This window comes from Pseudomonas sp. LBUM1643, assembly GCF_059716215.1.
The window spans coordinates 2,094,185-2,106,923 of the sequence record NZ_CP166813.1 but is presented as its reverse complement, the minus strand read 5'-3'; the positions used below and the strand labels follow the sequence as shown (position 1 = coordinate 2,106,923).

Below are 12,739 nucleotides of genomic sequence, written 5' to 3'. Positions count from 1 at the left end.
GGCCCCGGCTTCCATCAACGAAATGCTTAAACGCGTTCGAAGACGGTGGAGATGCCTTGGCCGAGACCAATGCACATGGTAGCAACACCGAGGTTGCCGCCATTTTGCTTCATCACGTTCAGCAGAGTGCCGGAGATACGCGCACCGGAGCAACCGAACGGGTGACCCAGGGCGATCGCGCCGCCGTGCAGGTTAACCTTCTCGTTCATCTTGTCGAGTACTTTCAGATCTTTCAGCACTGGCAGGGCCTGTGCGGCGAAAGCTTCGTTGAGCTCGAAGAAGTCGATATCGTTAATGCTCAGACCCGCGCGCTTCAGCGCTTTCTGTGTAGCCGGTACTGGACCATAGCCCATGATTGCCGGGTCCACACCTGCCACTGCCATCGAGCGAATCACTGCCAAAGGCTGGATGCCCAGGTCTTGTGCACGCTGCGCCGACATCACGATCATGCACGAGGCACCGTCAGTGATCTGCGACGACGTACCCGCTGTCACGGTGCCGCCCTTCGGGTTGAAAGCAGGCTTGAGAGCCGCCAGGCTTTCCAGGGTGGTTTCCGGACGAATGGTTTCGTCGTAGTCGAACAGTTTCAGGAAACCGTTCTCGTCATAGCCCTGCATCGGGATGATTTCGTCTTTGAACTTGCCTTCCACCGTCGCCTTGTGGGCGAGTTGGTGGGAACGCACGCCGAAAGCGTCCTGTTGTTCGCGGGTGATGCCGTGCATTTTGCCCAGCATTTCAGCGGTCAGGCCCATCATGCCCGAGGCTTTCGCCGCGTACAGGGACATGTGCGGGTTCGGATCGACACCGTGCATCATGCTCACGTGACCCATGTGCTCGACGCCGCCGACCACGAACACGTCACCGTTGCCGGTCATGATCGCTTGCGCGGCAGTGTGCAGCGCGCTCATCGACGAGCCGCACAGACGGCTGACGGTCTGGCCGGCAGCGGTGTGCGGGATCTGCGTCATCAGGGACGCCATGCGAGCGATGTTCCAGCCCTGCTCCAGGGTCTGGTTTACGCAGCCCCAGATCACGTCTTCGACTTCGCTCGGGTCAACTTTGACGTTGCGCTCCAGCAATTTGCTGATCAGGTGCGCCGACATGTCTTCGGCGCGGGTGTTGCGGTGCATGCCGCCCTTGGAGCGGCCCATCGGAGTACGACCGAAGTCGACAATCACGACGTCTCTTGGATTCAAGCTCATAAAATTTCACTCTCGCTCAAGTGTTGGGACGCTTAACCGAAGAACCGTTGGCCGGTTTTGGCCATTTCACGCAGTTTTGCGGTCGGGTGGTACAGCGCGCCCAAATCAGCGTACTGGTCAGCCAGGGCAACGAACTCTGCAACACCGACCGAGTCGATGTAGCGCAGCGCACCGCCACGGAATGGAGGGAAACCAATACCGTAGACCAGACCCATGTCGGCTTCGGCAGCGGTTTCGACGATGCCGTCTTCCAGGCAACGCACGGTTTCCAGGCACAGCGGGATCATCATCCAGTTGATGATGTCTTCGTCAGTGACTTCGCGCTGCTCGTAAACGATTGGCTTGAGCACTTCCAGTACCGATGGATCGGCGACTTTCTTCTGCTTGCCCTTCTTGTCGGTCTCGTAGGCGTAGAAGCCCTTGCCATTCTTCTGGCCCAGGCGCTTGGCTTCGTAGAGGACGTCGATCGCCGAACGGCGGTCGTCTTTCATGCGGTCCGGGAAACCTTCAGCCATCACGTCACGACCGTGGTGTCCGGTGTCGATGCCGACCACGTCCATCAGGTAGGCCGGGCCCATCGGCCAGCCGAATTTTTCCATGACCTTGTCGATACGGACGAAGTCCACACCGGCGCTGACCAGCTTGGCGAAACCGCCGAAGTACGGGAACAGAACGCGGTTGACCAGGAAGCCCGGGCAGTCGTTGACGACGATCGGGTTCTTGCCCATTTTCTTGGCGTAGGCAACGGTGGTGGCAACGGCCAGCTCGCTGGACTTCTCGCCACGAATCACTTCAACCAGCGGCATCATGTGCACCGGGTTAAAGAAGTGCATGCCGACGAAGTTTTCCGGGCGCTTGAGGGCTTTGGCCAGCAAGGTGATGGAAATGGTCGAGGTGTTGGACGCGAGGATGGTGTCCTCTTTGACCTTGTCTTCGACTTCAGCCAGAACAGCCTGCTTGACCTTAGGGTTCTCGACGACCGCTTCAACCACCAGATCCACGTGACCGAAATCACCGTAGGACAGGGTAGGACGAATGCCGTTAAGGACTTCAGCCATTTTCGCAGCGGTCATACGACCCTTGTCAACGCGGCTCACCAGCAGCTTGGCGGCTTCAGCCAGCCCTTGCTCGATACCGTGCTCGTTGATGTCCTTCATCAGGATCGGCGTACCTTTGGAAGCCGACTGATAAGCGATACCGCCACCCATGATGCCGGCGCCCAGTACGGCAGCCTGCTTCACGTCCTTGGCGATTTCGTCGTAGGCCTTGGCCTTTTTCTTCAGTTCCTGATCGTTCAGGAACAGACCGATCAAGCTCTGCGCAGCAGAGGTCTTGGCCAGTTTGACGAAGCCAGCCGCTTCGACCTCCAGTGCCTTGTCGCGACCGAAGTTCGCGGCTTTCTGGATCGTCTTGATCGCTTCGACTGGCGCCGGGTAGTTCGGGCCTGCCTGACCGGCCACGAAACCTTTGGCGGTTTCGAAAGCCATCATTTGTTCGATCGCGTTCAGCTTGAGTTTCTCAAGCTTCGGTTGACGTTTGGCCTTGTAGTCAAACTCACCGGAGATGGCGCGCTTGATCAGTTCCAGGGCAGCTTCCTGCAGCTTCTCAGGGGCAACCACTGCGTCCACGGCGCCGACTTTCAGCGCGTCTTCAGGACGGTTTTCCTTGCCGGCAGCAATCCACTCGATGGCGTTATCGGCACCGATCAGACGCGGCAGACGCACAGTACCGCCGAAGCCCGGGTAGATGCCCAGCTTGACTTCCGGCAGACCGATCTTGGCCTTGGTGGACATGACGCGGTAGTCCGCCGCCAGGCACATTTCCAGACCGCCACCCAATGCAATACCGTTGATCGCGGCCACAGTCGGGACGTTGAGGTCTTCGAAATCGCTGAAAATCTTGTTGGCTTCGAGGTTGCCAGCAACAAGCTCTGCATCAGGCAGCTTGAAGTTCTCGACAAATTCGGTGATGTCGGCGCCGACGATGAAAACGTCCTTGCCGCTGCTGACGATCACACCCTTGATCGAAGCATCTGCCTTGATGGTGTCTACAGCCTGACGCAGTTCGTTCAGGGTTAGACGGTTGAACTTGTTGACGGACTCACCCTTGAGGTCGAACTTCAGTTCGACGATGCCACTTTCAAGAGCCTTAACCGTGATGGCTTTACCTTCGTAAATCATCAACTGATCTCCACGATATGGAAGCTGAACAGTACACGTCGGACGCAGGCGGATGGCTGGGCAGGACGATCATCGTCAATGCTACGCCAATCCACCCGACACACCCGCCAACGCGATAGTCGGGATTCTGTAGGAGCGATCTGCAATGCAAACGCTCAATTCATACGCCCGTTTGATTTGGGTACGTCACCTTCACGGAATTTCAGACAATTGTCAATCGCCCAAAATACGGGTTGAAACGCGACTTTGTGGTCATTTCCGTGACGCGAAGATCTTCAACACGCGGGTGCATGCGAAGCCATTCATAGGATCAATAGTTAGAAAAGTCGCCCTAATTCGCAGCAGCCTTTGTTTAAAAGGCTACGCTGGCGGGACGCGGAAGAAAAAATATCAACGCATTGGCGAATGCCCGGCGTAAGATCAGCCCACACCGTTTTCCGGCCTGCCTGGCCAACCCGGCCCGATGTTGATGTCGGGCTTTTTATTGCCCGTAGAAAATTCCCACCAGAACCGCACCGGACACCCTGTAGTAGCTGTCGAGCCTGCGAGGCTGCGTCCGGCTGCGCAGCAGTCGTAAAATCAGGCACTGCGGTGTGTCAGGACAACCGAATCTTCAGGTCTTACGGCTGCTGCGCAGCCGGACGCAGCCTCGCAGGCTCGGCAGCTGCTACAGGTTTCAGTGGTTTCAGGTATTTCGACGCTGTTCAGGCCAACGCTTTCAGGGTCGCATCGATCTGTTGGAGTACGGTTGGCTCGCCCTTCTCGCCCCAATACAAAGCGATCATCTGCTTGTCAGCCTCGACCTTGTAAACGTTGGCTGGCAATTTTTCGAAATAATTCAGCAGCACCTGATCCTCGCAGACCTCCTGCCACTGATTCACCCAGACACCCGGCGCCTTTTGCCAGTAAATCCAGCACGCCGGCTGCTTGCCGCGCCGTGGACGATGATACTGCGCGCACGGACTGGGCGGCTCCTGACTCAGCCAGTGTGGCCACTCCTGCGGCGCCAGTTGCATGGCCAATCCCATGCGTCGGGCCTCCATGCGCAGGGCCATGCGACCGCTCTGGCCACGGGAGGGTCGCAACCATGCCAATGGACTCAAAACCACTAACAGGATTGACACCACTATCCAGACCGTCATATCTGTACTCCCCTTTTTTAAGGCACCGCTTTTAAATGAGCGCACCGGGTCACTTTGGAACCAATGCGCTTGAAACCAGCCATACTTACCAATATTGCAATCCTCAGGAGGAGCACCTCATGCCCTACAACCATATTCTGGTCGCTGTAGATCTAACCGAAGAGTGCGATCCTGTAATCCATCGCGCTCGCGAACTGTCGGTGAGCAATGGTGCCAAGTTGTCCCTGGTGCATATCGTCGAACCCATGGCCATGGCCTTTGGTGGCGACGTGCCGATGGACCTGTCACAACTGCAGCAACAGCAGTTTGATCAGGCCCGCGAGCGCCTGGATCGGTTGATCGTGAAGTACCCTGAGCTTTCCAAGGAATACAGCCACCTGACCTACGGCCAGCCGCGCCAGGAGATTCATCACCTGGCCAAGGAACAAACCTGCGACCTGATCGTAGTGGGGAGTCATGGCCGACACGGCCTGGCATTGCTGCTGGGTTCCACTGCCAATGACGTGCTCCACGGTGCGCCTTGTGACGTACTTGCGGTGCGCCTGCAAAACAAAAGCTGACAACACAAAACCCCTGTAGGAGCTGCCGCAGGCTGCGATCTTTTGATCTTCAAATCAGCCATAGATCAAAAGATCGCAGCCTGCGGCAGCTCCTACGAAAAGCCCGGCGTTCATCACTGAACGCCGGGCTTTTTTATTACAGGATCAATCAGGCATCCAGCTCGGCCCAACGCTCGACCATCACGTCGAGTTCAGCCTGCAACTGTTCCAGCTGAGCGATCACCGCTGCTGTTTCCGCAGCCGGGCGCTGATAGAAACCAGGGTCCGCCATCTGCGCTTCAACGGCCGCAATCTGCTTTTCCATGGCTTCGATCTGCGCCGGCAACATTTCCAGCTCGCGCTGCAACTTGTAGCTGAGCTTTTTCTTCGCCACTGGCGCTTCGACCGCAGCAGCTACGGGTGCCGCTTCGGCCGTCACCACTGCCGAGGTCAGGTCGGCCTTGCCGGATTTGCTCTCGGTTACGCCCAGCAGGCGCGGCGAGCCGCCCTGACGCAGCCAGTCCTGATAACCACCGACGTATTCACGAACCTTGCCTTCACCTTCGAAGACCAGGGTGCTGGTGACAACGTTGTCGAGGAATGCCCGGTCGTGACTGACCATCAGCACGGTGCCGTTGAAGGTCAGCAAGACCTCTTCCAGCAACTCGAGTGTTTCGACGTCGAGGTCGTTGGTCGGTTCGTCGAGGACCAGCAGGTTCGCCGGCTTGCTGAACAGCTTCGCCAGCAACAGACGCGCACGCTCACCACCCGACAGCGCCTTGACCGGCGTGCGGGCACGCTGCGGGCTGAACAGGAAGTCGCCGAGGTAGCTCAGCACGTGACGGCTCTGGCCATCGATATCGATGAAGTCGCGACCTTCGGCCACGTTGTCGATCACGGTTTTTTCCAGGTCCAACTGGTGGCGCAGCTGGTCGAAGTAGGCCACGTCGATGCGCGTCCCTTCTTCCACTGTGCCACTGGTTGGCTGCAGGCCGCTGAGCATCAGCTTCAGCAGCGTGGTCTTGCCGGTACCGTTGGCGCCCAGCAGACCGATACGGTCGCCACGCGTCAGGACCATCGAGAAATCCTTGATCAGGAACGGACCGCCCGGGTGAGCGAAACTCACGTTCTCGAGGACCATCACCTGCTTGCCGGACTTGTCGGCAGTGTCCAGCTGAATGTTGGCCTTGCCGGTGCGCTCACGACGCTCACTGCGCTCAACGCGCAAGGCTTTCAAGGCGCGCACGCGGCCTTCATTACGGGTGCGACGGGCCTTGATACCCTGGCGGATCCAGACTTCTTCCTGGGCCAGCTTCTTGTCGAACAGCGCGTTGGCGGTTTCCTCAGCGGCCAGCGAGGCCTCTTTGTGCACGAGGAAGCTGGCGTAGTCGCCGTTCCAGTCGATCAGGCCGCCGCGATCCAGTTCGAGGATGCGGGTGGCGAGGTTCTGCAGGAAAGAACGGTCGTGCGTGATGAACAGCACGGCGCCCTGGAAATCCTTCAACGCTTCTTCAAGCCAGGCAATCGCACCGATGTCCAGGTGGTTGGTTGGCTCGTCGAGCAGCAACAGGTCCGGTTCGGAAACCAGGGCCTGGGCCAGCAGGACGCGACGACGCCAGCCGCCGGACAATTGCGACAGGGTCTTGTCGGCCGGCAACTGCAGACGGCTCAAAGTGCTGTCGACCAGTTGCTGCAAACGCCAGCCGTCACGGGCTTCGAGGTCGTGCTGGACGTGCATCAGTTTGTCCAGATCGGCGTCGGTGACGATGTTCTGGCTCAGGTGGTGATACTGCGCGAGCAGCTCGCCAACACCGTCCAGGCCTTCAGCCACCACGTCGAACACGGTCCGCTCGTCGGCTACCGGCAATTCTTGCGGCAATTCGCCAATCTTGAGACCGGGTGCACGCCAGACAGAGCCTTCATCGGGCTTCTGGTCGCCCTTGACGAGCTTCATCATGCTGGACTTGCCAGTGCCATTGCGGCCGATGATGCACACCCGCTCACCACGGGCGATCTGCCAGGACACCTTGTCCAACAACGGCATAGCGCCGAAAGCAAGGGACACATCGCTGAATTTGAGCAGGGTCATGAGCTTCTCCAAAAACCGGGCGCGCATTCTACCTGACTTGAGGCTTCAAAAGGCCGGCAATTTCATTGTCGAGGCACTCTGCATGACAAATGTTGCGAACTGATGCCAACCGGTCCGCAAAGCTTTCGCCCGTTGCTGGCAAAAGGCTAAGCTACAGATTATTCAGTGTGGGTCCTGTCCGCACTTGTCATGATTTCTCTGCCCGGATGTCTCATGCGCAGTCGCCTTTTCAGTCTTTTTTCATGTTTGCTTCTTTCCGCCACTGCCATCCAGTCAGCCCAGGCGGTGGACCTGTCCACCCAGCGCCAATATTACGATGAAGCCAAGCGTGCGTTGGCCAAGGGTGATACCGGCCCTTATTTTCGCTACAGCCAGGCCCTCGCCGATTATCCGCTGGAACCGTATCTGGCCTATGACGAGCTGACCGCACGCCTGAAAACCGCGAGCAACGCCGAAATCGAGAAATTCCTCGCCGAACACGGTGACCTGCCCCAGGCCAACTGGATGAAGCTGCGCTGGTTGCGCTGGCTGGCCGATCGTGGCGAATGGGCGACCTTCGTCAAGTATTACGACCCCAAACTCAATTTCACTGAACTGGACTGCCTGAACGCGCAGTACCAGATCAGCAGTAACCAGAAATCTGTCGGTTACGCCAACGCCAACAAACTCTGGCTGACCGGTAAATCCCTGCCCGCCGCGTGCGATGGCTTGTTCGGTGTGTGGGCGGCCGATGGTCAACTGACCGAAGAAAAACGCTGGGAACGCACCAAGCTCGCCGCCCAGGCACGCAACTATCCGCTGGCCAACAGCCTGATCAGCGGCTTGACCACCCTCGCCCCTCGCGGTCGCTTGCTGGTGGATGTGGCGCAAAAACCTGAACTGCTGAACCAGCCGTCGCGCTTCACCCCGGCGGACGAGCCGATGTCCGACATCGTCAGCCTCGGCCTGCGTCGTCTTGCCCGCCAGGACCCGGACAAGGCCATGGCCCTGCTCGACGGTTATGCCAGCAGCATGCATTTCTCTCGCGATGAAAAAGTTGCGATCGCCCGGGAAATCGGCCTGACCCTCGCACGACGTTTCGACAGCCGTGCACTGGACGTGATGACCAAGTACGACCCGGAACTGCGCGACAACACGGTGTCCGAATGGCGTCTGCGCTTGTTGTTGCGCCTGGCCCGCTGGGACGATGCGTATCAGCTGACCCGACGCCTGCCCCAGGACCTGGCGACCACCAACCGCTGGCGCTACTGGCAGGCCCGCAGCCTGGAACTGGCGCAGCCACAGAACCCGGAATCGCAGGCGCTCTACAAGAACCTCGCCCGCGAGCGGGACTTCTACGGATTCCTCGCGGCGGATCGTTCGCAGTCACCTTATTCGCTGGTCAATAAGCCGCTAGTGTTGAGCCAGGCGCTGATCAATAAAGTGCGCAACACACCGGGTGTACGTCGCGCCCTGGAGTTCCACGCCCGCGGGCAAATCGTCGATGGTCGTCGCGAGTGGTACCACGTCAGCCGGCATTTCAACCGTGACGAAATGGTCGCCCAGGCCAAACTTGCCTATGACCTGAAATGGTACTTCCCGGCGATTCGCACGATCAGTCAGGCGCAGTATTGGGACGACCTGGACATCCGCTTCCCGATGGCTCACCGCGAGACGCTGGTCCGTGAAGCCAAGGTCCGCGGCCTGCACTCAAGCTGGGTGTTCGCCATCACCCGCCAGGAAAGTGCCTTCATGGACGACGCCCGCTCCGGCGTGGGCGCCACCGGACTCATGCAGTTGATGCCGGGCACCGCCAAGGAAACCGCACGCAAGTTCAGCATTCCATTGGCCTCGCCACAGCAAGTGCTCGACCCGGACAAGAACATCCAGCTCGGCGCCGCTTACCTGAGCCAGGTCCACGCCCAGTTCAACGGCAACCGCGTCCTCGCCTCCGCCGCCTACAACGCCGGCCCCGGTCGTGTGCGTCAATGGTTGCGCGGCGCGGATCACCTGAGCTTCGACGTATGGGTTGAAAGCATCCCGTTCGACGAAACCCGCCAGTACGTGCAAAACGTATTGTCGTACTCGGTGATCTACGGCCAAAAGCTCAACTCGCCACAGCCGCTGGTGGATTGGCATGAGCGGTATTTTGATGATCAATGATGTTTGCCTGACGCGATAACGAAAATGCCCGCATCGATTGATGCGGGCATTTTTTTATGGCTCGTCGAAAAGCGAGTTAAAAATATTGGGTGCCTACAACGCCTATGCAGATCGGGTCCGCACTGAAGCTTTGCCGGTCTCGGTCAAACGATATCGTTGAGCCGGACTATTAGGCGAGTCGGGATCAGTCATTTCGATCAAACCGGCGACCAGCGCCGGTTTGAGATAGTTAGCCCGAAAAGTCGCTTTATGTGCCAATCCGACCTCTGCCATCAACTCACTGACCTTAAGAGCGCTGCCGCCATGAAGTGTCCAGAGCAGTTTCGCTACTTGGTCGGTTACTTGGTCGGTTACTTGGTCGGTTGCTGGTTCACTCCGAGCCGCTTCCGCAAGCGCGACACTGAGTGCTTGAAGCATAAATTCAACAAATGGGGTCGATTCAGCTAATTTGTCGGCAGCCGCCAATGCTGCGTAGTACTCGTCCTGTTGCTCACGAATTACCGCTTCAACCGGCAAATACGCCAGGACGGGGCGCCACTGGCTGAGGATCAAGGTCTGCCAGAGACGTCCCATGCGCCCATTGCCATCGGCAAAAGGGTGAATGAATTCGAATTCGTAGTGAAATACGCAACTGATGATCAGCGGATGCCAGTCAGTAGCAACCAGCCAGGCGAGCAAGTCATCTATCAAGTGCGCAACACGACTGGGTGGCGGGGCCATATGGACCAGTTGTTCACCACGGTAAATGCCAACACCCGATTTTCGAAATCGTCCGCAATCATCAATCAGCCCGTGCATCAATAACTTGTGGGCGCAAAGTAAATCGGACCGACTACCTGGCTGCCAGCCCGGCATGGCCTCGTAGGCCGCAAAAGCGTTGTGTACTTCCTGGATTTCCCGCGGCAGCCCCAGGACTCGCTTCCCTGCCAGAACAGCAGTCACCTGCTCGATGCTGAGCGTGTTGTTTTCTATCGCCAACGAAGCCTGAATCGTCCGGATACGATTTCCACGGCGCAGTTGAGGTGTCTGCCGACTATCACCAACAGCCGAAAGATGGCCGATCTGCTCACTGATCTCGGCAACCAGCGTCAGTATTCTTGTGGTGAGAGTCAACGGTGGTTGGTAGCGACTCATATTTAATCCAGGCATCTCTATCAAGCCGACATAATGCCCGAAGAGCCGTGCAGCAGCAGACTTCATTCAAGCTCTAGACACCTGGCTTACACATGAATGTCGTACTCGGCCTTACCATCATTAAACTGCAACGCCGCCAACCGCGCGTACAGCGCATTGCTTGCAATCAACTCCTGATGCGTCCCCACCGCCACCAACTTCCCTTGGTCCATCACCGCGATCCGGTCGGCATTTTTTACCGTGGCCAGTCGATGGGCGATGACCAGGGTGGTGCGGTTTTTCATCAGGCTTGGCAAGGCTTGCTGAATCAGGTGTTCGCTTTGGGCGTCGAGGGCGCTGGTGGCTTCGTCGAGCAGCAGGATTGGCGCGTCCACCAGCAGCGCGCGGGCGATGGCGAGGCGTTGGCGCTGGCCGCCGGACAAGCCGAGACCACCGTCACCGAGGTGGGTCTGATAGCCATCGGGCATCTGTTCGATAAAGTCGTGAGCGTAGGCGATTTTCGCGGCTTCCTGAACCTGGGCCAGCGTCGCGCCCGGGTTGCCATAGCGAATGTTCTCTTCAACGCTGCCGAAAAACAGTGCAGGACTCTGCGAGACCAGGGCGAAACAGCGGCGCAGGTCGAGGGGATCGAGTTGAGTCAGCGGCACGCCATCCAGCAGGATGCGCCCTTCGACCGGGTCGTAGAATCGCAGCAGCAGGTCATACACCGTCGACTTGCCAGCACCTGATGGGCCGACCAACGCAAGGGTTTCGCCGGCATTGATAGTCAGGCTCAAGCCATCGACCGCATAGCTTTGCGGACGCGACGGGTAGGAAAAGCGCACATCCTGCAGCACCAGATCACCCTTCACCCGCTCAGGCAACGTCACCAACCCGGTGACCGGTGGCTGAATGATGTTTTCCGAGCGCAGCAGTTCGGCGATTCGTTCGGCGGCCCCGGCGGCGCGCTGCAGTTCGCCAATCACTTCGCTCAAGGTGCCGAACGCACTGCCTACGATCAGGCTGTAGAAGACAAACGCGGCCAGTTCACCCGCGGAAATCCGCCCCGCGATCACATCCATACCACCGACCCACAGCATCACACCCACAGCGCCCAGCACCAGCACAATCACCAGGGTAATCAGCCAGGCGCGCTGGAAGATGCGTTTACGCGCAGTCTCAAATGCCTGCTCCACGGTGACGGCAAACCGCTTTTCGTCCTGGACCTGATGGTTGTAAGCCTGCACGGTTTTGATCTGGCCCAGGGTTTCGGATACATAACTGCCAATGTCGGCAATGCGGTCCTGGCTCATACGAGACAGATTGCGGACCCGGCGGCCGAAAATCAGGATGGGCGCGATCACCAACGGCAAGGCCACCACAACGATGCTGGTGAGCTTGGGGTTGGTGATGAACAGCAAAACGATGCCGCCAATCACCATCAGCAAGTTGCGCAGGAACAGCGACAGCGACGAACCAATCACCGATTGCAGCAGCGTGGTATCCGCCGTCAGACGGGACTGGATCTCGGAGCTGCGGTTGTCTTCATAAAACCCTGGGTGCAGGTAAACCAGATGATTGAACACCTGCCGCCGAATGTCCGCGACCACCCGCTCGCCGATCCAGGACACCAGGTAGAAACGCGCAAACGTACCGATCGCCAACCCCACGACCAACACCATGAACAGCCCGATCGACTGATTGAGCAAGTGCGCCGACTGGGTCATGAAGCCCTGATCGACCAACAACCGAATGCCCTGCCCCATCGACAACGTGATACCGGCGGTGACGATCAGCGCGAGCAACGCACCCAATGCCGGCCAGCGATAGGGCGCGAGAAAGCGGGTTGTCAGGCGAATGGCGCGGCGTTGACGAGCAGAAAGCATGGGAATCATCCAGATACGCAACGGCGCAGTTGATAGGAAGGAACTCTGTAAATCACAATGAGTCAGGTTAATTATGACCGCAAAGCCTAGCCTCTAGACGCTATTGGTCTAAAGTCCGGCTGGCAACGTTGCGATATTTCTGGTGGACTGATGCTGCCGTTCAGGAATGATCGCAGGGAGTTGTCACAACCCGGTCACCGGGCGGTTTTATAGTAAGCACACAACCTGATGAGGAGACAGGCCATGTCCTTGCAAAACAGCAGCGAAGACAAAATTGAAGTGATTCGTACACAGCCAGACCAGTCTCTGGGTTGCTCGATTATTGATGCACAAGGGCGCGAAGTACCGATCACTGAAGACATGATCCAGGACGCGTGCCGCGAACTGGAACAGCGATTGGTCAAGCCTGCCAAACAAGATTGATATAGCCAACGTCTTCTTGACCC

Annotated in this window: 9 protein-coding genes; 3 read left to right on the top strand and 6 right to left on the bottom strand. The window is 58.2% G+C overall.

Annotation, left to right across the window (positions count from 1 at the left end; genetic code table 11):
• Positions 1-26: 26 nt before the first annotated feature.
• From fadA to ACA063_RS09435, 3 genes are all read right to left on the bottom strand, one after another.
• Positions 27-1,202, bottom strand: a complete 1,176-nt coding sequence (fadA, locus tag ACA063_RS09445; RefSeq protein WP_497665627.1) for an acetyl-CoA C-acyltransferase FadA — start codon at positions 1,200-1,202, stop codon at positions 27-29.
• A 32-nt stretch (positions 1,203-1,234) separates the two neighbouring features.
• The gene (fadB, locus tag ACA063_RS09440) at positions 1,235-3,382 is read right to left on the bottom strand and encodes a fatty acid oxidation complex subunit alpha FadB (RefSeq protein WP_497665626.1); all 2,148 of its coding nucleotides are present in this window, start codon (positions 3,380-3,382) and stop codon (positions 1,235-1,237) included.
• A 704-nt stretch (positions 3,383-4,086) separates the two neighbouring features.
• Positions 4,087-4,524, bottom strand: a complete 438-nt coding sequence (locus ACA063_RS09435; protein ID WP_497665625.1) for a hypothetical protein — start codon at positions 4,522-4,524, stop codon at positions 4,087-4,089.
• A 119-nt stretch (positions 4,525-4,643) separates the two neighbouring features.
• On the opposite strand from ACA063_RS09435, the gene ACA063_RS09430 reads away from it, so the two are divergent.
• On the top strand, positions 4,644-5,084 hold the full coding sequence (locus ACA063_RS09430; RefSeq protein ID WP_162437426.1) for a universal stress protein: 441 nt from the start codon (positions 4,644-4,646) through the stop codon (positions 5,082-5,084).
• Positions 5,085-5,232: 148 nt separating this feature from the next.
• On the opposite strand, the gene ACA063_RS09425 is transcribed toward ACA063_RS09430, so the two are convergent.
• Positions 5,233-7,152: an ATP-binding cassette domain-containing protein gene (locus ACA063_RS09425; RefSeq protein WP_497665624.1), complete on the bottom strand. Its 1,920-nt coding sequence runs from the start codon at positions 7,150-7,152 to the stop codon at positions 5,233-5,235.
• 213 nt (positions 7,153-7,365) lie between these two features.
• Here ACA063_RS09425 and ACA063_RS09420 point away from each other — a divergent pair, with 213 nt between their 5' ends.
• The gene (locus ACA063_RS09420; RefSeq protein ID WP_497665623.1) at positions 7,366-9,294 is read left to right on the top strand and encodes a transglycosylase SLT domain-containing protein; all 1,929 of its coding nucleotides are present in this window, start codon (positions 7,366-7,368) and stop codon (positions 9,292-9,294) included.
• 102 nt (positions 9,295-9,396) lie between these two features.
• Here the strand turns inward: ACA063_RS09420 and ACA063_RS09415 are convergent, their stop codons facing one another.
• Both ACA063_RS09415 and ACA063_RS09410 read right to left on the bottom strand, forming a co-directional pair.
• Entirely contained in the window at positions 9,397-10,428 is a 1,032-nt protein-coding gene (locus ACA063_RS09415; RefSeq protein WP_497666498.1) for a Fic family protein, read from the bottom strand.
• Positions 10,429-10,514: 86 nt separating this feature from the next.
• Complete coding sequence (locus ACA063_RS09410; RefSeq protein WP_497665622.1) at positions 10,515-12,302, bottom strand: ABC transporter transmembrane domain-containing protein; 1,788 nt, start codon at positions 12,300-12,302, stop codon at positions 10,515-10,517.
• Positions 12,303-12,536: 234 nt separating this feature from the next.
• Here ACA063_RS09410 and ACA063_RS09405 point away from each other — a divergent pair, with 234 nt between their 5' ends.
• Entirely contained in the window at positions 12,537-12,716 is a 180-nt protein-coding gene (locus tag ACA063_RS09405; protein WP_497665621.1) for a PA1571 family protein, read from the top strand.
• Positions 12,717-12,739: the final 23 nt, after the last annotated feature.